The 20,866-nt window shown below is 68.8% G+C and carries 19 protein-coding genes; 14 read left to right on the top strand and 5 right to left on the bottom strand.

The window, feature by feature from the left end; all coding sequences use genetic code 11:
- Positions 1 to 6: 6 nt before the first annotated feature.
- Positions 7 to 2,001 carry a hypothetical protein gene (locus VD997_03070; protein HYE60955.1) on the bottom strand — a complete coding sequence of 665 codons (1,995 nt, stop codon included), beginning with the start codon at positions 1,999 to 2,001 and terminating at the stop codon, positions 7 to 9.
- A gap of 142 nt (positions 2,002 to 2,143) precedes the next feature.
- Between VD997_03070 and VD997_03065 the strand changes: the two genes are divergently transcribed.
- The 4 genes from VD997_03065 (at position 2,144) to VD997_03050 (ending at position 5,649) form a co-directional block, all read left to right on the top strand.
- Positions 2,144 to 3,385: an NAD-dependent epimerase/dehydratase family protein gene (locus tag VD997_03065; GenBank protein ID HYE60954.1), complete on the top strand. Its 1,242-nt coding sequence runs from the start codon at positions 2,144 to 2,146 to the stop codon at positions 3,383 to 3,385.
- A 179-nt stretch (positions 3,386 to 3,564) separates the two neighbouring features.
- The gene (locus VD997_03060) at positions 3,565 to 3,921 is read left to right on the top strand and encodes an ATP-dependent Clp protease adaptor ClpS (GenBank protein ID HYE60953.1); all 357 of its coding nucleotides are present in this window, start codon (positions 3,565 to 3,567) and stop codon (positions 3,919 to 3,921) included.
- A 277-nt stretch (positions 3,922 to 4,198) separates the two neighbouring features.
- Positions 4,199 to 5,143 carry an NAD(P)-dependent oxidoreductase gene (locus VD997_03055; GenBank protein HYE60952.1) on the top strand — a complete coding sequence of 315 codons (945 nt, stop codon included), beginning with the start codon at positions 4,199 to 4,201 and terminating at the stop codon, positions 5,141 to 5,143.
- A 122-nt stretch (positions 5,144 to 5,265) separates the two neighbouring features.
- Positions 5,266 to 5,649, top strand: a complete 384-nt coding sequence (locus VD997_03050) for an SPW repeat protein (protein ID HYE60951.1) — start codon at positions 5,266 to 5,268, stop codon at positions 5,647 to 5,649.
- A gap of 105 nt (positions 5,650 to 5,754) precedes the next feature.
- Here the strand turns inward: VD997_03050 and VD997_03045 are convergent, their stop codons facing one another.
- Entirely contained in the window at positions 5,755 to 6,249 is a 495-nt protein-coding gene (locus tag VD997_03045) for a DinB family protein (protein ID HYE60950.1), read from the bottom strand.
- Between the two features lie 72 nt (positions 6,250 to 6,321).
- Between VD997_03045 and VD997_03040 the strand changes: the two genes are divergently transcribed.
- Positions 6,322 to 8,358 carry an ABC transporter ATP-binding protein gene (locus tag VD997_03040; protein ID HYE60949.1) on the top strand — a complete coding sequence of 679 codons (2,037 nt, stop codon included), beginning with the start codon at positions 6,322 to 6,324 and terminating at the stop codon, positions 8,356 to 8,358.
- 311 nt (positions 8,359 to 8,669) lie between these two features.
- Here VD997_03040 and VD997_03035 read toward each other — a convergent pair whose 3' ends face one another.
- Both VD997_03035 and VD997_03030 read right to left on the bottom strand, forming a co-directional pair.
- On the bottom strand, positions 8,670 to 9,905 hold the full coding sequence (locus tag VD997_03035; protein HYE60948.1) for an acyltransferase: 1,236 nt from the start codon (positions 9,903 to 9,905) through the stop codon (positions 8,670 to 8,672).
- A 74-nt stretch (positions 9,906 to 9,979) separates the two neighbouring features.
- Positions 9,980 to 11,596: a hypothetical protein gene (locus tag VD997_03030; GenBank protein HYE60947.1), complete on the bottom strand. Its 1,617-nt coding sequence runs from the start codon at positions 11,594 to 11,596 to the stop codon at positions 9,980 to 9,982.
- A gap of 119 nt (positions 11,597 to 11,715) precedes the next feature.
- Between VD997_03030 and VD997_03025 the strand changes: the two genes are divergently transcribed.
- Together VD997_03025 and VD997_03020 are read left to right on the top strand one after the other, a co-directional pair.
- On the top strand, positions 11,716 to 12,009 hold the full coding sequence (locus tag VD997_03025; protein HYE60946.1) for a DUF167 domain-containing protein: 294 nt from the start codon (positions 11,716 to 11,718) through the stop codon (positions 12,007 to 12,009).
- Between the two features lie 70 nt (positions 12,010 to 12,079).
- Positions 12,080 to 12,988 carry an SDR family oxidoreductase gene (locus tag VD997_03020; protein ID HYE60945.1) on the top strand — a complete coding sequence of 303 codons (909 nt, stop codon included), beginning with the start codon at positions 12,080 to 12,082 and terminating at the stop codon, positions 12,986 to 12,988.
- A 43-nt stretch (positions 12,989 to 13,031) separates the two neighbouring features.
- Here the strand turns inward: VD997_03020 and VD997_03015 are convergent, their stop codons facing one another.
- On the bottom strand, positions 13,032 to 13,859 hold the full coding sequence (locus VD997_03015; protein ID HYE60944.1) for an MBL fold metallo-hydrolase: 828 nt from the start codon (positions 13,857 to 13,859) through the stop codon (positions 13,032 to 13,034).
- An 85-nt stretch (positions 13,860 to 13,944) separates the two neighbouring features.
- Between VD997_03015 and VD997_03010 the strand changes: the two genes are divergently transcribed.
- From VD997_03010 to VD997_02980, 7 genes are all read left to right on the top strand, one after another.
- Positions 13,945 to 15,120, top strand: a complete 1,176-nt coding sequence (locus VD997_03010; GenBank protein ID HYE60943.1) for an extracellular solute-binding protein — start codon at positions 13,945 to 13,947, stop codon at positions 15,118 to 15,120.
- Between the two features lie 96 nt (positions 15,121 to 15,216).
- The gene (locus VD997_03005) at positions 15,217 to 16,623 is read left to right on the top strand and encodes an HD domain-containing phosphohydrolase (protein HYE60942.1); all 1,407 of its coding nucleotides are present in this window, start codon (positions 15,217 to 15,219) and stop codon (positions 16,621 to 16,623) included.
- A gap of 9 nt (positions 16,624 to 16,632) precedes the next feature.
- Positions 16,633 to 17,325, top strand: coding sequence for a futalosine hydrolase (gene mqnB / locus VD997_03000; GenBank protein ID HYE60941.1), 693 nt, complete (start codon positions 16,633 to 16,635; stop codon positions 17,323 to 17,325).
- A gap of 194 nt (positions 17,326 to 17,519) precedes the next feature.
- Positions 17,520 to 18,803, top strand: a complete 1,284-nt coding sequence (pilM, locus tag VD997_02995) for a pilus assembly protein PilM (protein HYE60940.1) — start codon at positions 17,520 to 17,522, stop codon at positions 18,801 to 18,803.
- 33 nt (positions 18,804 to 18,836) lie between these two features.
- Entirely contained in the window at positions 18,837 to 19,682 is an 846-nt protein-coding gene (locus VD997_02990) for a PilN domain-containing protein (protein HYE60939.1), read from the top strand.
- Positions 19,679 to 20,233, top strand: coding sequence for a type 4a pilus biogenesis protein PilO (gene pilO / locus VD997_02985; GenBank protein HYE60938.1), 555 nt, complete (start codon positions 19,679 to 19,681; stop codon positions 20,231 to 20,233). Before VD997_02990 ends, pilO begins: the two co-directional genes overlap by 4 nt.
- Positions 20,230 to 20,859 (top strand): hypothetical protein, encoded by a 630-nt coding sequence (locus VD997_02980; protein HYE60937.1) that lies wholly within the window; start codon positions 20,230 to 20,232, stop codon positions 20,857 to 20,859. The genes pilO and VD997_02980 overlap by 4 nt, the downstream gene beginning before the upstream one ends.
- The last annotated feature ends 7 nt before the right edge of the window (positions 20,860 to 20,866 follow it).

Here is a 20,866-nt window from a genome sequence, read left to right as displayed (position 1 = left end):
TCCCTACTACCTCCCCCACTGCTGAAACGGCCGCTTCATCCACTCATCCAGGTCCTTCTGCTGCTCTGCGTTCAGCCGCTTCCGCAGTGACTCCAGCATCGCATCCGCGCTCGCCCGCGAGATCTTCCGCGACCACGCCGCGGCGAGCGTCGTCGCGTCCGCGCCCGGCTGATCCAGCCGCACGTTGTCGTACAGCACCTTCAGCACGTCGTCTTCGGGCGCCTCCAGCAGCGGGTACGCCGCGAGCCACAGTGTGTCCTGCAGCACCGGGTCTTTGGCCAGCTCTCCCAGGTTCGCGTACAGCTTCACCACGCCCGCGTTGTTCCCGCTCCGCAGCGCCGCCTGCACCGCGTACGCGACGCCGCGCGGTTCCAGCCCCTCTGGCCTGTCCTTCAGCAGCGAGAGCGCCAGCTGCGCTGCCTTCTGGTCCTTGCCCGTGAGCGTCAGCACCCGCAGCGCCTCCGTGAACTTCCCGCCCGTGAGCAGCTCGCGCAGCCCCTCGCTCACGTCCACCGCGCCCTCCAGCCCCAGGTCATCAAACCGCGGCTGCTCCCGCCCCAGCACGTACAAGGGGTCGCCCACCACCGCGAGCTTCCAAAGCTTGGCCGCGTCGGTCCGCACCGCCGGCGCAAACGGCGCCCCCGCCACCAGCCGCCCGGCCGCCGCCGGCGTCGGCAGGAACGCCTGCAAATACGGCTCGTTCACCGACCCGTAGTAGCCAAACGCCCCCCGCTCGATCCACCGCCCCGCCACCGTGCCCCGCGCCGTCAGGAACTGCGCCGACCACGAGTGCACGAAGTGCACCACGCTCGGCACGTCCAGCACGGGGATATGCCCCGGCCGGCACTGCCCCGGCTCCAGATCGAAGAAGTTACTCCCGCCCTTGCTGTTGACCAGCACCAGCTCCGCGCTCAGCGCCCGCGCACTCCGCAGCTTCCACTCCCGCGCCCCCTGGCGCGGCGTGTCGTCCACCTCCACCGCGACCCCCGCGTCCTTCAGGATTCCCCCCGCCTTCGTGCAGTCCCACTGGCTCCACGGCTCGCCCGTCGGGTACCCGTCGAACAGCCACGCCTTGCGCGTCGGGATGAACAGCGAGCACATCGCCATGTACGCGCTCTGCTGCTGGTTGCCGAACACCTGCCCCGTCCACGCCCAGCGCGTGCCGTCCTCCAGCCCCGTGCTGATCCGCCCGATGCGGTCCGTCAGCGCGTAGTACTCGTTGGGCTTGCCGGTATCGAGCTTCGAGGGGCAGTTGAGGCACAGCGTCACCGTCTCAATGGCGTCGCCCATCCCCCGCCACGCCTTACCGCTCGCCTCGGCACCCTCCTGGATGGTCTTCTCCAGTGCATCCGCGTCGGCGGTCGAGATCATCCCGCTCACGCCGCCGGGCACGCTCGCGCCGATGACCAGCTGCCCGCGGGCCGCCGCCAGCGCGACCGCCGCGGGCCACGCCGTGTCCCTGGGGCTCATCACCACCACGCCCGGCGGCTCGAACTTGAGCTTGTCCCACAACTGCACCAGCAGCGGCTCCGACGCGTGCTCTTTGGGGATGCCCCACGAGCGCGCCACGACCTTCTGCACATCCTCAACAGCCACCTCGGGCCATGCCGCGCCGCCTTCGCCGGCACCCTCCGCCTTCCACCGCACCACCTTCGCCGGCCCATACCCGCGCACGAACCTCGCGATGTTCTCGTGGGCCTCGGGCGTGCCGTCGTCGATCAGCACCGGGTACCGCGCGTCGGGCCGCCAGCGGCTGATCGCCTCCAGGTACGACGCGGCGTCGCTCACGATCACCACCGCGCTGCCGTGCTTGGCTAGAGCCCGCAGGCCGTTCACCCGCTGCCCCAGCTTCAGCTGCGGCGGCAGCGGCTGCGGTGCGGGCTGCGTCCCCGGCGCCGCCGGACCCGGGGCCGGAGGTGCCGGTGGCGGCTGCGTTTGCGCCCCCGCCCCCACACCCACGACCCCCACCACCACCGCCGCGACCAGTGTGCTTGGCTTCACGCGTCAAGCGTAGACCCGCCGCGAATTCCGCCACCTTCGCCTGACGGGCTTCCGCCGATCCTGCATCATCCTCTCCGGTGGCCGTGGTGCCCCTCCGCCCGCACGCGCCGGCGGACCTGCCAAGATTCCCGGAGCGCTCCCAATGACAACGCGCCGTCAGTTCCTCCAGACCTCCATGGCCGCGGGCCTCACCCTGTCCCTCGCCGGCGCCGCGATGGGCCAGCCCGCGACCAAGGGCGAGGCCAAGCCCGCCGGCAACGGCAAGAAGCTGCGCATCCTCATCCTCGGCGGCACCGGTTTCCTCGGCCCCGCCATCATCCGCGCGGCCCAGAAGAACGGCCACTCGGTCTCCACCTTCACCCGCGGCCGCACTCGCCCGGGCCTCTTCAAGGACGACGAGGTCGAGAAGCTCTTCGGCAACCGCGACCCCAGCAAGACCTCCGACCCCATCACCGTGAACGGCGAGGAGAAGAAGTACGAGGGCGTCAAGTCGCTCGAGGGCAAACAGTGGGACGTCGTCATCGACGACTCGGGCTACTACCCGCGCCACGTCAAGGCCTCCGCCGACCTCCTCGCCCCCAACGTCGGGCAGTACATCTTCATCTCCAGCGTCTCCGCCTACGGCCCCTCGCGGGGCGTCGGCGATGACGAGACCGCCAAGCTCGCGGAGATGGACGGCGACCCGACGGTCGAGAACATGGGCCCCGGCGGGAAGTACTACGGGCCGCTCAAGGTGCTGTGCGAGCGCGCGGTCGAGGCCGCGTGCCCGGGCAAGACCACCATCGTCCGCCCCGGTTACATCGTCGGCCCGGACGACCCCACCGGCCGCTTCGCCTACTGGCCCGCCCGCGCCGAGCGCGGCGGCGAGATCCTCGCCCCCGGCACCCCCAATGACCCCATCCAGCTCGTGGACGTGCGCGATCTGGGCGAGTGGCTCGTGCACCTCGCCGAGAACAAGACGCTGGGCGCCTACGACGCGCTCGGCCCCGCGGCCGGTGAGCTCAAGTGGGGGCGCGTGCTCGAGGCCTGCCAGAAGGCGTCCTCAAACAAGAGCACACTGACGTGGGTGCCCCACGAGTTCCTCAAGGATCAGGAGGGCGTCTACTTCCCGATCTGGATCCCGCCGGTCGATGAGTACGTCGGCTTCCACCAGCGCAACGTGAGCAAGGCGATCAAGGCCGGCCTCAAGTTCCGCCCCATCGAGGACACCTGCCGCGACACGCTGGAGTGGTGGAAGGGCCTGCCCGAAGCGAGCGGCCGCCGCAAGTTCCACCCCGGCGTCCCCGACGCCGAGAAGGAGCAGGAAATCCTCGCACGCTTCCACCAGCAGGGCCAGTCCAAGCCCGGCGAGAAGCCCGAGAAGGACGAGCCGAAGAAGGACTGACGCAGCTCTTACAGCACAGACAACCACAACGGCCGGCGCACCAGCGTCGGCCGTTTTCTTTCTGTTCCTGCTTTTTTTCCGCGCCGCCGCGAGCTCCGCGAGAGATTAAGACCTCACCTGGCCAATAGCGAAAAGACCCCATGCACTTCCGGGGCGCGACACGCGAATATTCCCTCGACATGAGCAACACCAACGAGCAGCGTCCGTCACCCGACAGCACCCAGCCCGCGGTCCCCCCCGCGAAGAGCTTCGACAAGAAGGTTGACCAGCTCCAGCAGTGGAATGTCGTCCTCATGAAGGACCAGGACCACTCGTACAACTACGTCACCTCCATGCTCCGTGACCTCTTCAAGCTCCCCGCCGCCAAGGCGGTCGAGGTCGCCTCCAAGCTGGACCGCCAGGGGCGTGCGGTCTGCATGACCAGCCACAAGGAGCACGCCGAGTTCAAGCGCGAGCAGGTCCTCGGCTACGGACGCGACACCCTCGTGGACCGCTCCAGCGGCTCCATGAACGCCGTGCTCGAACTGACCCAGTAACGAGAGCCGCCCCGGGATCGGGACACCGGCCGGGGCGAGTTTGCATCTGTTTCTCCTGAGCGGAGCCGGCCACGAGCAACCGTGGCCGGCTCTTTTTCTTGCCTCATCGCCCCAACGGGGCGCCAGAGTGTTGCCACCAGTGAAGCGAGTCTTCGAGCGCAACTGGTGGTAGGGGCCGGCCAACTCACATCGCCCCTAAGGGGCGAAGGATGCCTCCACCACGATCGAACCTAACCCCCAGCCCGCCTTCTCCCCACCCCCCGCCAATGATCCCCCCGTGACCCGCCCCTTCGTCCTCCAGACCGAAGACCTGGACCCCGCGGCCGCCGCATGGCTGCGCGAGTCCTGCGAGCTGGTCGCCAAGCACTTCTCTGAACCCGGCTTCGACGACCTGCTGGCTCGCGCCGACGCCGCCGTCGTCCGCACCTACACCCGCGTCGACGCCGCGTTCCTCGACAAGGCCCCGCGCCTCAAGGTGGTCGGCCGCGCCGGCGTTGGCCTCGACCGCATCGACGTCGCCGAGTGCCGCCGCCGCAGGATCGAGGTCGTCCACACGCCCGACGCCAACACTCAGGCCGTGGCCGAGTACGTCTTCGCCATGCTCTTCGACGGCCTCCGCCCCCGCCGCTTTCTGAGCGAAGCCATCGACCAGCAGCGCTGGAACCGCCTGCGGCGCGAGATGGAGGCCATCAACCAGCTCAGCGAGCTCACCATGGGCATCCTCGGCATGGGACGCGTCGGCTCACGCGTCGCCCGCGTCGCCCAGGGCCTCGGGATGGACGTCCTCTACACCGACCTCGTCGACGTCCCCGAGCAGCGCCGGCACGGCGCCCGCCCTGTTCCTCTCGACGAGCTCCTCTACCGCACCGACATCCTCAGCATCCACATCGACTCCCGCCCCACCAATCGACACTTCGTGAACGCCGCGCTGCTCGCCCAGCTGCGCAAGACCGCCATCGTCGTCAATACCAGCCGCGGCCTCGTCGTCGACGCCCCCGCTCTGGCCAGCTGGCTCCGCGCCACCCCCACCGCCAAGGCCCTCATCGACGTCCACGACCCCGAGCCCTTCTGCAACGATTACCCGCTGCTGGGCCTGCCAAACGCCTTCCTCTCGCCCCACCTCGCGGCATCGACGGCTACCGCCCACGTCAATATGAGCTGGGTGGTCAAGGACGTCTACCGCGTCCTGATCGGCGAAAAGCCCGTCCACCCGGCGCCCTAGTGCCACCGAGATGTCTTCATCTCGGTGGTGACGTGGTTCCACCTCGCTTACCGCACGGTTCAGCCCACACTCACCCCGTACGCGCTTTGGAGGGCGAACGCTGAAGGTGAAGGGAGCACTCCATGCCCCTCGCCGTGCGACACCCCCGCGACCCCGTCCGCATCACCAGCGGCCTCGACACCCTTGTGGGCCTGTGGCTCTTCGCCTCCGCCTTCCTCCTACAGGGCACCACCGCGTTCCCGTGGGACCTCGCCATCACCGGCCTGCTGGTCGCCACCCTCGCCGCGGCGCGAGCCGCCGGCTACGGCCCCGCCTGGCCCAGCTGGGTCAACGCCGCGCTCGGCCTGTGGATCATGCTCTCGCCGTGGATGATGTCGCGTGTGGTCGATCTCACCCTGATGTGGAACGCAGTCATTACCGGCGTCGTCATCATCATCCTCGCGACGTGGAGCGCCCTCGCCACCGAGCACCACGTGCGAGCCGAAGACATCAAGCGGGCGAGCTGAGCACACATGAGCAAAGGGCAAATGTCCAAAGGGCAAATGGGAACGCCGGCGGCCCGGCTCTGATTTGCCATTTGCAACTTTGCCCTTTGCCCTTTCGTTCCCCCCTTACACCGACGGCCGCTTCCCCGCCCGCCGCCACGCGCTCAGCTGCCCCAGGTGCGTCGCCTCGTGCGACGTCATCAGGTACACCACCGCGTCGCCAACCGTCGGGAACCGCGCCTTCCACCGCTCCAGCGGGATCGGGCGCGACATTACCGACACGTCCGCCCGCTCCAGCGCCGCCGCGGCGTCGTCGTGCGCCCTGATGAACGCCGCCACCAGCTCCGCCTTCTTGGGGTACACCCCAGCGTCCGCGCTGGGCGAGCTCCCCTTCGCAAACGGCGAGTTCGCCGGATCGGGGAACGCCTCGCCCCGCACCATCGACGCCACCGTCGAGCAGTACGGCAGCAGGTGCCCCAGCGTCCACGCCGGGTGGTTCATCACCACGCCCGGCACCGGTTGCGACACCATCTCCGCCTCCGGAACATCCGCCACCAGCTTCTGCACGTAATCACGGTGTGAGGCCCAGGTCGTCAGCAGCGCTCTGATCAGTGGATCCATGCGCAATGCTAGTGCCGCGCACGCAGGCCGAGACGCCGCCACACCTGGGCCGCCCCCGCGTAGGATCGCCCCATGCTGTCGCGCCGTGAAAGCAGCCGTGCCCGCTACCAGAGCTACCGGGCCAAGCGGCGCGAGGGCAAGCCCGACGAAACCGCAGAGGCGATGGCCAAGAAGAAGGCCCGCTCCCGCTCCTTCTTCCACCTCTTTGCCCAGTTCTGGTCCCTCTGCAGGGGCCACCGCGCGTACATCGCCCTCGCCCTCACCACGCTCACCATCGTCACCGGCATCGGCCTGCTGATCCCGGCCGCGACCAAGATCGCGATCGATTACATCATCACCGATCAGCCCGGCCCCACCGGTTTGCCCGAGTGGCTCAAGCCCCGCCTGCCCGACTCCCGCACCACCCTGCTCTACTGGCTTGGGGGCGCGATGATCGTCCTCTCCCTCGCGGCCGTGCTCATCGGCACCCTGGGCCGCTGGCAGATGACCCGCGTCACCAAGCGCGTCGCCACCGAGCTCCGCACCCGCGCCTTCGTGCACGCCGGCGCCCTGCCCCTCCACCGCATCTACCACTACAAGTCGGGCGGCATGTCGAGCCTCCTGCGCGAGGACGCCGGCTCCGTCGCCGACCTGCTCTTCCAGATGATCTACAACCCTTGGAAGGCGATCATCCAGCTGCTGGGCACGCTCGTCATCCTCGCGTGGGTCGATTGGCGCATGCTCGTCGGCGGCCTCGCCCTCATCCCCCTGCTCTTCGTGACCCACCGCACCTGGATCAGCCGCATCCGCCCGATGTTCCGCGACACCAAGATGGTCCGCCAGGTCATCGACTCCACCACCACCGAGGCCTTCGGCGGCATGCGCGTGGTCCGCGGCTTCAACCGCGAGCGTGCCGAATCGCTCCGATTCACCACCGCTCAGCACTACCTCGCGCGGCTCGAGGTCCACATCTGGTGGTGGAGCCGACTGCTTGAGTCCATCTGGGCCGTGCTCATCCCCGCGGCCTCCGCCGGCGTGCTCATCTACGGCGGCACGCAGGTGCTTAAGGGCAAGCTCACCATTGGCGACGTGATGATGTTCTCCACCTACCTGCTCATGCTGCTGGGACCCATGGAGACCCTCACCGCCACCGCCACCCTCATCCAGAACAACCTCGCCGCCCTCGACCGCGTCCTCGACCTCCTCCATGAAGAGCCCGAGTTCCACGGCCAGCGCACCGGCAAGCTCGTCTCCCGCGCCACCGCCAAGGGCGACATCGAGCTCCGCGACGTCTGGTTCTCCTACCCCCGCGCCGCCAAGAAGACCGCCGTGGAGGCCCTCGCGGCCAACACCCAGACCGTCGACAACGGCCAGGCCAAGACAAGCGCCGAACCCGAGCCCGTCATCAAGGGCGTCTCGCTCAAGGTCCGCGCCGGCGAGACCATCGCCCTCGTCGGCCCCTCGGGCTCGGGCAAGACCACGCTGTGCAACCTCATCGCCCGCTTCTACGACCCCACCAGCGGCAGCGTGCTCTTTGACGGCACCGACCTCCGCGACACCGACGTCCGCTCCTACCGCTCGCTGCTGGGCATCGTGGAGCAGGACGTCTTCCTCTTCGACGGCACCATCGCCCAGAACATTGCCTACGCCCGGCGCGACGTCAGCGAGCAGGAGATCACCGACGCCGCGAAGATGGCCAACGCCGACGGCTTCATCCGCGAGCTCGACAAGGGGTACAACACACTCATCGGCGAGCGCGGCGTGCGCCTCTCCGGCGGCCAGAAGCAGCGCATCGCCATCGCCCGCGCCCTCCTCGCCGACCCGCTCATCCTTATCCTCGACGAGGCCACCAGCAACCTCGACAGCGAGAGCGAGGCCCTCATCCAGCGCTCCCTGACGACGCTCATGCAGGGCCGCACCAGCTTCGTCATCGCCCACCGCCTGAGCACCGTCCGCAGCGCGGACCGCATCGCCGTGCTCGAGGCTGGCAAGCTCATCGAGCTTGGCACCCACGACGAGCTCACCGCCCTCGGCGGCCGCTACGCCGACCTCCTCCGCCTTCAGGTCGAAGGCCACAAGGCCATGCAGCTCGAAGCCCAGAAAGCCGCCCACACCGCCGCGCAGGCGTGAAGTGCCACCGAGATGTCCTCATCTCGGTGCTTTCCCCCGTCCCAACGGGGCGACAGAGTGTTGCCACCAGTGGAGCGAAGCCGCGCTTCGCGGCGAGCGCAACTGGTGGACCGTTGCGCAAAGAGCTCACTCGCCCCGAACCGGCGAAGGAAAGGCATAGGAAGTCCGAGCTTCACCGGCCGCCTCCCCGCCCCAACGGGGCGCCAGAGTGTTGCCACCAGTGGAGCGATGCCGCGCTTCGCGGCGAGCGCAACTGGTGGATGCCCGCGCGGAACTCACTCGCCCCGAAGGGGCGAAGGAGAACTCACACATCACCGCGCGCCAACCCCACCCCCCGCGCCCGCCCGCCCCTTCATCCACCCCTTCACTAACGAATACACCGGCCGCTCCACCCCAAACGTTAGCCCACTCGCCAACCCCGCCACCACACACAGCGCCACCACCACCGCCACATTCGCATCCACCCCACGAGCCTCACACTCTCTGATCACCACATACCCGATGTTCTGGTGCAGCAGGTAGAAGCTGTACGAGATCGCCCCCAGCCACACCAGCGGCCTCCACCGCAGCACCGCCGGGCGCATCCGCGCGGCCACCCACACCAGTGCTGCCGCGGTGACGACCACGAAGAAGTGCTCCCACCCGCTCGGCCCCGGCCGGTCCTCGAACATCCACGGCCAGTCCGACACCAGCTGCCCATACCCCTTGGCCTTGTTCAGCGGCAGCAACACGTCCATCATCGCCACCGCCAGCACCACCCAGTGGCGCACCTTCCACGCTCCTTTGAGGGTCTCGTACAGCACCATCCCGATGGCGAATAGGCAGAACCACCGCAGGTTCACGCTGTCGTAGAGCTGCGACGCACTCTTGAACCCTACCGCCTGCGCCCAGGACGCAGCCGTGTCGGCGCTGACCCACAGGCCGCACAAGTGCAGCCCCGCCAACCCCCCCACCACCCACAGCGCATGCTTCCGCAGCCCCACCAGCAGCACCACCCCCATCACCACATAGAACAGCAGCTCTTCCTTCAGGCTCCAGTACGCCCCGTCCACGTACCACACCCACGGCGCCACCGGCTTGAACCACATCGGCGCCATCGTCAGGTTCAGCCCCAGCACCGCCCCCGACACCTGCCGCCCCTTCAGCCCGCACCACTCCACGATCAGCCACGTCGCGGCGCACGCCACCCAGAACGCCGGGTACAGCCGCGCTGCACGCTGCACCGCGAACTGCCCCGCGCTCTTCGCGCGGCTCACGCTCATCAGGATCACGAACCCCGAGATGATGAAGAACAGCTGCACGCCGTACCGCCCGTACGACATCACCTCGTGCGTGTGCTCCCACCCCCCCAGCAGCCCCGGCGTGTGCCTGTACAGCTCGTCGTACCGCGCCGTGTAGTGGTACACCGCTACCGCCAGCGCCGCGATCCCGCGCAGCGCGTCCAGCTCCGGGATCCGCTCGTCCCTGACGCGCACGCCACCGCTCGGCACCACCTCCACCGGCGCCGGCGCTCGCTCGACCACTTGTTCAAGGACGCCTTGCGACATCAGGCCCGCAGGATACCCGCCCGCTCACGATCGCTGCACGCGTCCTCCGCGGCGTGCACTGACCACCGCCCTGTTCAGGGCCTGCGGTTCACCAGGTCCCCCCGCTCATAGAACCGCAGCGTCGCGTGCAGCAGCACCCGGTCCGCGCTATCCGCCGCGCCCGAGCGGTCCACGTCCGACGGCGTCACCTGCCACGCGTACGCATCGCCCACGCCCACCCGACCGCTCGCGTCCACGTCCTCGCTGCTCCGCCACGCCCGCGCCAGCGGATCGCCAATGGCCACGTGCATCCACGACAGGCACGGCACGCTGGTCCACGCCGCCTCCGCCCAGTGCAGGTTGCCCAGCAGGAAGTTGCTCGCCAGGTACTCGTTGTCCGCGATCGTGTCCGCCAGCGGCTCCCACACGTGCCCGATCGCCAGCGTCCCCCCCGCCGCGATGAAGTCCGACGCCTGCTCCTGCACGATCGACCCCTCGGTCAGTCCGCCGAACTTCCGCCCGTTGTAGCTCTCGATGGTGTTGAAGATCGCCCCGTTGGTGTAGTTGAAGGAATCCGCGAAGCTCGTCGCTACCGAGGCGCCGCCCGAGTTGGTCGGGAACGTCCCCGCGTGGTTGCTGCCGTACGTCGCCAGCAGCGCCACCGGGCTGGTCACCAGGATCCCGCCGTTGGGCCCCACCCGCGGCCCGATGAAGAAGTTGGCCGCGCCCCCCGCCGCGTTGTACCGCACGTTCGCGGCCGCGAACCGCCGGTCGGTGTTCAGCAGGTAGTCGCGCGTCCGCTCATAGTCATCACCGGATCGGATCCCGCCCAGCGCCCCCGAGTTGTCCAGCTCGTCGTTCGCCGCCGTGTCCGTAACGCCGTTGGAGTTCGCCTCATCCAGCAGCACGACATCGGTGTTCACGTTGTACAGGATGTTCTTGCCGCGGTTCACCATCCCCTGCACGTCCGCGAGCGAGTGCCCGTCGAGCCTGCACACCAGGTACATGTCACCCGGGAACAGCCGCGTCGCCCCCGCACCGCCGATTGCCCACACCGGCCCAAAGCTCGTCGATGTGAACGTCTTTGCCGTGGTGATGTTCGCGTTGGTGTAGCTGTTGATCGGCAGGTTGAGTTTCCAGTACGGGTTGACGATCAGCCCGTCGTCCTTGCTGTCGCTGGCATTGCCGTTCTCGCCGGTGTTGAGGTCCTGCCACAGCAGCGTCAGCTGGCTGTCGATGCTCGCGCTGGTCACGTCGAACGCGTTGTACTCGTTGACGAACGCGCCCGGGTTGTCCCCCACCACCAGCGCGTCGCTGTCGTCCATCCGGTGCGGCAGGCCTCTGGTCATCACCAGGCACCGCACCACCCGCTGCAGCCGGTTGGCCGTCAGGTGGGCCCGGATCGGGTCGCGGACCCGCGTGCGGAAGTCGTTGTACGAGCAATAGTCGGCCGTGGTCACCGGCGCCCCGCTGGTCGCAAGGTCAAACACCCGCACGCCCGGGCGCGCCGGCAGCACCCCGCCCACGCCCCCCGGCACCTTCTTTGACCCCGCGTAGAACTCCGCCACCGCGCGGCTGTCCGCCACCCGGCTGTCGTACACCACCAGCACCTGATCCGGGAACAGCGGGGTCTGCCCCGCCGTCTGGCCCAGGGCCTGCACCCCAGCGCACACGCCCGCCGCCGCCAACACCTTCACAAACGTCTTCCTCACGCGCGGGCTCCCGGGGTAAGAATCCAAAGGCCGTACCAGCGTAAAGCAGGCGGGGTGGAGGGCAACCCTATTTCTTTACGCACTTGCTTGATCGGCGGCCTCACCCAAGGGGTTTACGGATGCCCATGTTCGAGGACGACCCCCACACCCCCCAGTCGGTCCGCATCGCCCTCAAGGTCGTCCCCGGCAGCCGCCGCGACCAGATCGTCGGCCCCCTGGGAGACCGCCTGAAGGTCAAGGTCTCAGCCCCGCCCGAGGCCGGCAGGGCCAATAAAGCCGTGTGCGCCCTCCTGGCCGCGGCGCTCAACGTTAGCGAGCGCGACGTCGAGGTGATCGTCGGCCACGCCTCGCCCGAAAAGGTGGTCCGCGTCACCGGCAGGACCGCGTCAGAGGCGTCCGCCCTGCTGGCATGAGAAACCACATGGGCCACTCATCCCGGCGTCAGGCCGTCCCGCGAACATGCGGCCAAGGAGGTCGCCTTCCATGCCCAGCCCCAGACTCCGTCTGCCCGACAAGGTCGCCATCGTCACCGGCGGCGGCACCGGCATCGGTGAGGCCATCTGCAAGAAGTTCATCGATGAGGGCGCCTCCGTGGTCGTCGCCGGCCTCCCCGGCGACCCCGTGCACGACGTCTCCCAGGAGATCCGCGCCAAAGGCGGGCGCAGCACCGACTTCTCCGGCGACCTCGCCGACGACCTCCAGGCCCGCGCCTGCGTCAAGCTCGCCGTCGACACCTTCGGCAGGATCGACATCCTCGTCAACAACGCCGGCAGCTTCCCCAACCTCGAAGAGCTCCAGAACTTCACCACCGACGACTTCCAGCTCCTCCTCAAGAACAACATCACCTCCGCGTTCATGATGACCCGCGCCGCGCTCCCCGAGCTCCAGAAGAGCAACGGCGTCATCCTCTTCGCCGGCTCCGAGTCCGGCCTCGTCGGCCTCGAGCAGGGCGCCCCCTACGCCGGCACCAAGGGCTACCTGCACGCCTTCGCCAAGAGCCTTGCCGCCGAGCAGGCCAAGCACGGCGTCCGCGTCAACTGCGTCTGCCCCGGCCCCATCGACACCTCCTGGACTCACCGCGAATCCGGCCCCATGGACCTCAAGACCGAGAAGATGGCCATCGCCTCCACCCTCCTCGGCCGGCGCGGCACGCCCGAAGAAGTCGCCAACGTCTACGCCTTCCTCGCCAGCGACGAGGCGAGCTACGTCACCGGCTCGCTCTACAAAGTGGACGGCGGCATCACCATCGCCAAGGGCCCCGCTGGCCTCCAGGCCGAGCGCGATATGAAGAAACCCCCCGCCGGCCGCCTCGACCTCTCCCACTCCCGCGAAGGCCGCCCCAAGGGCGAGCGCGAAGCCCCGCGCCACGAGAAGCAACCCAAGCACGACTAACGAGCCCGAAGCGCAAGCGAGGGTCTTCCCGCTGGACGCCCGTTCACTCCAGCACCAACCCATCCCACGCCAACGAGACCCCCTCCGGCAGCTCCGCGTCCGTCTCCGCGTGCTTGAGGTCGTGCGTCATGTGGATGAACCACGTCCGCTCCGCACCGACGCGGTGCGCCACGCCTACCGCCTGCCCCACCGTGAAGTGCGTGGGGTGGTGCCGGTGCCGCAGCGCATCAAGGACCAGCGTCTTCACACCCTCCAGCCGCGCCCAGCTCTCCGGCGGGATCCCCGACACATCCGTGCAGTACGCCAGCGGAAACACGGAGCTCTCAACCCCCGCGGGAGGATCAATGCGGAACCCCAGCACCGGCAGCTTGCCATGCAGCAGCCGGATCGGCGTGACCCGCAGCCCGAACACATCGATCCCCCGCCCGCCCGCCACCGTCGACTCGTCGATCCGGTGCGCAAGCAGCGTCGCCACGAACGAGTCGTTCACGTTCCGGTGCGCCTCGAAGATGTGCTTGTAAACCCGCTGCAGGTGCTCCAGCGTGTGCGGCTCGGCATAGATATCGATCGGCCCGTGCTGCAGCACGTTGAACCGCCGCACCTCGTCCAGCCCGAACACGTGATCCACGTGGTTGTGCGTGAACAGGATGGCGTCGCACCGCTTCATCCCCCGCCGCAGCGCCTGCTGCCGCAGGTCTGGACCGCAGTCCAGCAGCACCACCCGCTCCTGCCCCTTCGCGTCCGTCCACTCCACGGCCGCGCACGTCCGCAGCCGGTTGTCCCGGGGGTCCGCGCTCGTGCACGTCGCGCACTCGCACCCGATCGCAGGGATGCCAGAGGACGTACCCGTTCCCAGGAACACGAAACGCATGATCCACGATAGTCACGGCCTTCCCTCCGGCTTCCTATGGCTCCTATGACCTCCTCTGAGTCCTATCTCCTGTAAGCTTCCCCTCATGAGCGACCGGTGGTTCAACTTCAAGCGCAGCGCCGCCCACAAGCTCGCCGACGGGCGCGACCGCTGGCGGGCACTCCCCCGCGAGACGCAATGGAAGATCGCCGGCGGCCTCCTCGCCGTCTCCGGCTTCTGCATGCTCATCGCCGTCGCCGTCCTCTGGCGCCGCGGCTCCGAGAACAACCAGGCCGACATCCCCACCAGCGTCGTCCTCTACACCTCCGCCGACCCCAACATCTACAACCCCGTCATCGCCCGCTTCGAGCAGCAGACCGGCATCAAGGTCGAGGTCCAGGGCGACACCGAAGCAACCAAAACCACCGGCCTCGTCCAGCGTCTCATCAACGAGCGCGCCAAGCCCCGCGCCGACCTCTGGTGGAGCAACGAGGCCTCCGGCACCATCACCCTCGCCAAGTCCGGCCTGCTCGACCCCTACGTCTCGCGCCAGGAGGCCGAGATCAAGGGCGGCTGGCCCGCCCACCTCCGTCCCACGGACAAGATGTGGTACGGCTTCGCCCAGCGCGCCCGCGTCATCGGTTACAACACCAACCGCTACACCAAGCAGACCGCCCCCACCAAGCTCCGCGACCTCACCAAGCCCCAGTTCTCCGGCAAGGTCGGCATGGCCCGCCCCCAGTTCGGCACCACCCGCACCTTCATCGCCGCGCTGCTCGCCCAGTCCGACGAGAAGACCGTCCGCGAGTGGCTCCAGGCCCTCAAGGACAACGGCCTCAAGCTCTACGACGGCAACTCCGCCGTGGTGCAGGCCCTCTCCACCGGCGAGATCGTCATCGGCCTCACCGACTCCGACGACATCTACGCGGGCAAGCGCGAGAACTGGCCCGTCGAGCTCGCCTTCGAGGTCCCCGACAAGCCCGGCATCAAAATCACCGGCCTCCCCAGCCACGGCCCCCTCGTCATCCCCAACACCGTTGCCAAGATCCGCGGCAACCAGCACCCCAACGAGGCCACCCGCCTCGCCGATTACCTCCTCTCCGCAGAGGTCGAGGAGATGCTCGCCACCAGCGACGCCCGCAACACCCCCATCCGCCCCGAGCTCGTGAAGAAACTCGGCATGACCGAAATCCCCAGCCCCTCCGCAATCGCCCCCGAGGAAGTCGCGGCCATGCTCCCCGCCGCCGACCGTCTCATAAGCGACCTCTTCCCCCTCCAGTGACGCACGCGCCGCCCCGATCCCCCGCGCACACATTCAGACCCGCTCATACCGCGCACGCGCTCTGCAGTCGGCGCAGTTTCCATCCGATCTGTTGGCGTGCACCCGTTCCGTAAGACAGGACCCCTGCGCATCCGCAGCCGCGCGACCCTCATCGCGCTCACGGTCCTGCTCCAGGCCGCCGTCATCGGCCTGGGCTGGCTCGCCAGCCTCCACCTCGCCCGCGCCGACGTCTCCGCCCGCGCCCGCGACCGCTTCATGGAAGAAGTCTCCCGCGGCGTCGAGCAGTTCAACGAGCAGCTTGCCAAGGTCACTGCCGGCCCGCTCCGCTACTCGGGCACTGGCTGGGAGGCCGCGCAATCCCTCGTCGAAACCTACAAAATGCCCCGCGGCGCCAGCCTCGTGCTCATCGACCGCTTCGGCCACATCGTCTGCCACCCCGGCCTCCGCAAGAACCCCAACCTCCGCTCCATCGACTACTCGGACGTGGTCATCACCCTTCACCCCAGCGGCGAGAAGGTCTCGGTCGCCGGGATCACGCCCGGCACCATCCTCACCGGCGACACCGACCTGCTCAATGGCAACGCCTCCGTCGCCGTCATGTACAACCCCACCGCCGAGACCAGGATCGTGGCTCACCAGTCCGCCGAGGCGATCGCCGCCCTGGAGTCCCGCCTGACGGGCGGCTTCACGATCTGGGGCGCCGCCGCGGGCCTCTGCGTGCTGGGCGTCACGCTGCTCGGCTCCATCATGCTCGTCCGCCGTTACGACAGCATCCTGGAGCGCGCCAACGAACGCCTCGAGCACGAGGTCGAGCGCCGCACACAGCAGGGTCTCGCCATCCGCAACGGCGTCATCTTCGGCCTCGCCAAGCTCGCCGACTCGCGCGATTCCGATACCGGCCGTCACCTCGAGCGCATCTGCCAGTACAGCGAGATCCTCGCCGAGCACCTCCTGGGCGTGCACCCCGAGATCGACCGCCCCTGGATCGAGCGCCTCAAGCTCGCCAGCTCGATGCACGACATCGGCAAGGTCGGCATCCCCGACGCCATCCTCCTCAAACCCGGGCCCTTCACCCCCGAGGAGCGCCGCCTGATGGAGCTCCACCCCATCATCGGTGCCGACACCCTCGCCGCCATCCGCCAGCGCGTGGGCGACGACGACCTCATCAACATGGGCATCCAGGTCGCCCTCTCCCACCACGAGCGCTACGACGGGCGCGGCTATCCCTATCGCCTTGAAGGCGAGCAGATCCCCTTGGCCGCCCGCATCGTCGCACTCGCCGATGTCTACGACGCCCTCACTTCCGCCCGCGTGTACAAGCCCTCGCTCTCCCACGCCGAGGCCGCGGCCCTCATCCGCGACTCCCGCGGCTCACACCTCGACCCCCTCGTGGTCGACGCCTTCGTCCAGGCCGAGCGCCAGTTCGACGAGGCCCGCCGCCAGTTGCACGCCGGCGAGGTGACGCTCGCGCCCGCCAGCCACGCCGAGCGCTCCGCCGCGTAGCATGCCCCCATGCCGCTCGCCGAGCTCATCCAGGGCGGGAAACTCCTGATCGCGGTCGCCGCGGACATCGAAGCCCGCGCCGTCATTGCCGCAACTCCGATGCATGCGCCCGACCCGCTGCCCCAATGGCAGTTGATCCCGCTGACCGCCACCACCGACCTCGTCATCACCGGCGTGGGCAAGGCCCCCGCCGCGGGCGCCGTCGCCCGCGTCCTCAACGCTTCCCACAAGCTCGTCCTCAGCACCGGCATCGCCGGCACCTACGGCCACCTCCCGCTCCTCGCCACCATCGCCGCTACCCACTCCATCCTCGCCGACGAGGGCGTCGCCACCCCCACCGGCTTCGACGACCTCACCGCCCTGGGCTTCGCCCCCTCCCCCCACGGCCTCCACATCCCCACCGACCCCCGCGCCCTCGAAGCTCTCCGCCCCCACTGCACCCACACCGGCCCCATCGCCACCGTCTCCACCTGCTCCGGCACCGACACCCTCGCCCGCGCCGTCAGCACCCGCACCGGCGCCCTCGCCGAGGCCATGGAGGGCGCCGCCGTCGCCCTCGTCGCCGAGCGCCTCAGCGTTCCCTTCGCCGAGCTCCGCGTCATCAGCAACACCACCGGCGACCGGCCGAACCAGACCTGGCGCATGCGCGAGGCGCTGAGCACGCTCACGAGCGTTATCGGGTCTGTGCTCAAAGGCGTCTGACACGCCTGACACGCCGCGTGTACCGCCTGCGCCGCCCCGCACGCCCGCGACGCCTGGGCAATCTGCACTCGACCCTGACACGCTGAACACCCGCACCCCGCTGGCCGATGCACCTCCTGCCGCGAACACGCGCGCCGGCGGGCACATGCTGCCCCCGACCTGCCTGTCCTGCCCCGTGTGGAGCTTGCCCGCCGATGGCGTTCAACGTCCCCAAGTTCAGCTCGCTCTCCAAGCTGGGCAACGTCCTCTCCTCCTCCGTGGGCGAGACGCTCGGCATCAACACCACCCACGCCCTCCCCATCGCCATCGAGTTCGGCACCGCCGCCCTCAAGATCCTCCAGGTGCAGCAGGGCGAGCCCCCCTCGCTCGTCGCCGCGGCCTGCCTCGAAACACCCCTCGACCTCCTCCGCGACCAGTCCCGCCGCCTCAAGTTCCAGCTCGAAGGCCTCCCGCGCCTCCTCCGCTCCGGCGGCTTCAAGGGCAAGCGCGCCGTGTGCGCCATCCCCGCCTGGGCCATCCACTGCAAGCACCTCTCGCTGCAGCGCGTCGAGGGCCAGTCCACGGCCGCGCTCGTGAACGCCGCGCTCCCTGGCGCCTTCAACCTGGACCCCGCGACGATCGTGCACCGCTTCACCGAAGTCCCCGCGCCCGACCGCCCCGGCAAGGCCGAGGTCATCGTCACCGCCGTCTCCTTCGAGCTCGTGCAGCAGCTCATGGGCGCGATCGCCGCCTGCAAGCTCCAGCCCGTCGGCATGCACAGCGAGTTCGCCGCCGTGCTCCGCACCTTCGATCATGTCCACAAGCGCGAGACCGACTCCGCCATCAACACCCTCTACCTCGACATCGGCAACGCCACCACCAACGTCATGATCTCGCACGGCAAGGACCTCGCCTTCGCCCGCGCCATCCAGCTCGGCGGCCGCCACTTCGACGAGACCATCGCCAAGCAGCTCAAGTGCGACCTCGCGGAGGCCGGCCGCCGCCGCATGGAGGCCGACGAGCTCGTCCGCACCATCCACCGCCCCGCCACCGTCGCGGCACCCGCTCCCGCGCTCGTCGGCGCGGGCGCGCACGCCGAGCCTTTCAAGCGCTCCGACGAACGCGGCCTGCAGCCCCTCGCCACCGGCTTCACCACCGACCTCGCCGCCCAGCCCCGCGCCGCCTTCGCCCCCGCCGCCGCCGACCTCAGCGAGCCCCTCGAGAGCCTCACCGACGAGGTTCTGATGTGCGTCCGCTACCACGAGAGCCAGTTTCCCGGCAAGCGCGTAGAACGCGCGATCTTCGTCGGCGGCGAGGCCCGCCACAAGGGCCTCTGCCAGGCCATTGCCAAGGCCCTCCGCCTGCCCGCGCAGATGGCCGACCCCCTCGCCCGCGTCGCCCGCACCGGCAGTGAGCCGGCGCTCGGCGTTGACCTCAAGCAGCCCCAGCCCGGCTGGGCCGTCACCCTCGGCCTCTGCCTCTCCCCCACCGACCTCTAACCCACGAATGTCCCCGACCCCCTGGAGCTCTCCATGAGCAACCCCTTCCGCCCAGTCGCGCCCGCGAACAGCAGCTTCCTCCCCGAGGACTACATCGCGCGCAAGACCGAGTCCCGCGTCAACATCCTCATCCTCTCGCTTTTCATGCTGGTCATGGCCGGCGTGGTCGGCGCCTTCCTGGTCACCAACCAGCAGGGCAAGGACATCCGCGCCCGCCAGATGCTCGTCAACGAGCAGTTCGACGCCGAGGGCAAGAAGATCGAGCAGCTCAAGGCCCTCGAAAGCCAGCGCGCCCAGATGATGGAGAAGGCCGAGATCACCTCCGCCCTTATCGACCGCGTGCCCCGCTGGGCCGTGCTCGGCGAGGTCACCCTCCGCAAGCCCATGTCCTCCACGCTCGACTCGCTGGTGATCAAGAGCACCCGCAAGGACCCCGTCGTCGCCGCACCCGCCGCGGCCGCGCCCGCCAAGAAGCCCATCGTCAAGAGCCTCACCGACAAGGTCGCCGGCGCCCCCGACCCCACCCCCGAGAAGCCCAAGGTCACCGCCCCCACGTTCACCTACGCCATGACCATCAGCGGCAGCGCCGACAACAACTCCGATGTCGCCGACTTCCTCAAGAGCCTCAAGGACAGCCCCATCCTCGACAAGGTCGAGCTCACCTTCATCCGCGAGGCCAGGGAGAAGGACAAGGAGTTCCGCAAGTTCGAGATCTCCGCAAGCATCAGGACCGACATCAACTCGCAGGTCCTCGCCGACAGCCTGACCAGCCTCAAGGCCGCCCGAAGCGCGCAGCTGCAGAAGGGCAGCACCACGCCCGACGCCAAGGCCGGCCCCACCATCACCGACGCCACTCCCAAGCAGGAGAACAACCCTTGAACACCCACCTCCGCGCCCTGCTCATCGCCGCCGTGGTCGGCATGCCCATCGCCAGCTACTTCTTCGTCTTCAAGCCCCTCAACAACGAAATCCAGACCCAGAAGCTGGAGGTCGAGCACAAGGAGCAGCTCCTGGTAAAGCTCCAGGAAGAGACCGCCCGCAACGCCGACCTCGAGCGCAGCAACGCCGAGATCCAGAACAGCATCAAGGTCATCGAGGCCCGCCTGCCCTCCAGCAAGGAGGTCGACGACGTCGTCCGCAAGGTCTCCGACCTCGCCGAGACGTACAACCTGCAGGCCCCGGCAATGAAGACGCTCCGCCCCATCCAGACCGCGCTCTACATGGAGCAGCCCATCGAGATCGAGGTCAGCGGCGACTTCCTCGGCTTCTTCACCTTCCTCGCGAGCGTTGAGAAGCTCCCCCGCATCACCCGCGTGCACGACCTGAAGATCTCGGGCAATCCCAAGGACGGCGTCGAGCTCAAGGCCGAGTTCACCCTCAGCATCTACTTCCAGGACGAGGCCCAGCTGGCCCAGGGAGGTTCCAAGTGAGCGGCAACGACATCTCCAACCTCAACGACGCGCCCATGATCACCGCCCCCGGCGCCCGCAAGCCCAAGATGCCCTCGCAGGTTCCCGTCCTGCTGCTCATCCTCAGCGTCAGCATCGGCGCCCTCTGGGGCATGCGCTCCTACGGCATGCGCTCGGGCTTCAAGTTCACCGAGGTCCCCGTTGACTTCAAGGAGGACGACTCCGCCAAGGCCCGCTCCTATGAGCGCATAATGGCCGACCTCGCCCGCGTCCAGAACCCCCTGGATGTCACCCTCACCGAGTTCGGCAAGAGCCCCTTCATGCGCGAGCGCCCCCAGGCCCTCGTCACCCCCGACGCCGGCCCCATCGAGCCCGGCCTCTCCGACGCCGACCGCCGGCGCGCCGAGGCCGTGGACGCTCTCAAGCGCATGAAGCTCCGCGGCATCATCGGCAACGTCGCCCGCATCGACGACCTCACCGTCCGCACCGGCGACCAGATCGACATCTTCACCGTCACCGGCGTCAGCGGCCGCACTGTCACCTTCGAGGCCTACGGCGAGACCTTCACCCTCTCACTCGAGGAGCCCAAGCCCAACACCCAGAAGAAGTCCCCCACCCGCATGGGCACCGGCCCCGTGACCCGTTGATTCGCCG

The organism is Phycisphaerales bacterium, assembly GCA_035627955.1.
Taxonomy (GTDB): Bacteria; Planctomycetota; Phycisphaerae; order Phycisphaerales; family UBA1924; genus JAEYTB01.
The sequence above is the reverse complement of the archived record's forward strand: the minus strand, read 5'-3'. Positions and strand labels throughout refer to the sequence as shown.

Bases quoted from the DNA above. Each gene is read 5' to 3' on its own strand.
- VD997_03065 (HYE60954.1), top strand. From the start codon at position 2,144: ATGACAACGCGCCGTCAGTTCCTCCAGACCTCCATGGCCGCGGGCCTC.
- VD997_03060 (HYE60953.1), top strand. From the start codon at position 3,565: ATGAGCAACACCAACGAGCAGCGTCCGTCACCCGACAGCACCCAGCCC.
- VD997_03050 (HYE60951.1), top strand. From the start codon at position 5,266: ATGCCCCTCGCCGTGCGACACCCCCGCGACCCCGTCCGCATCACCAGC.
- VD997_03045 (HYE60950.1), bottom strand. From the start codon at position 6,249: ATGGATCCACTGATCAGAGCGCTGCTGACGACCTGGGCCTCACACCGT.
- VD997_03040 (HYE60949.1), top strand. From the start codon at position 6,322: ATGCTGTCGCGCCGTGAAAGCAGCCGTGCCCGCTACCAGAGCTACCGG.
- VD997_03035 (HYE60948.1), bottom strand. From the start codon at position 9,905: ATGTCGCAAGGCGTCCTTGAACAAGTGGTCGAGCGAGCGCCGGCGCCG.
- VD997_03025 (HYE60946.1), top strand. From the start codon at position 11,716: ATGCCCATGTTCGAGGACGACCCCCACACCCCCCAGTCGGTCCGCATC.
- VD997_03020 (HYE60945.1), top strand. From the start codon at position 12,080: ATGCCCAGCCCCAGACTCCGTCTGCCCGACAAGGTCGCCATCGTCACC.
- VD997_03015 (HYE60944.1), bottom strand. From the start codon at position 13,859: ATGCGTTTCGTGTTCCTGGGAACGGGTACGTCCTCTGGCATCCCTGCG.
- VD997_03010 (HYE60943.1), top strand. From the start codon at position 13,945: ATGAGCGACCGGTGGTTCAACTTCAAGCGCAGCGCCGCCCACAAGCTC.
- mqnB (HYE60941.1), top strand. From the start codon at position 16,633: ATGCCGCTCGCCGAGCTCATCCAGGGCGGGAAACTCCTGATCGCGGTC.
- pilM (HYE60940.1), top strand. From the start codon at position 17,520: ATGGCGTTCAACGTCCCCAAGTTCAGCTCGCTCTCCAAGCTGGGCAAC.
- VD997_02990 (HYE60939.1), top strand. From the start codon at position 18,837: ATGAGCAACCCCTTCCGCCCAGTCGCGCCCGCGAACAGCAGCTTCCTC.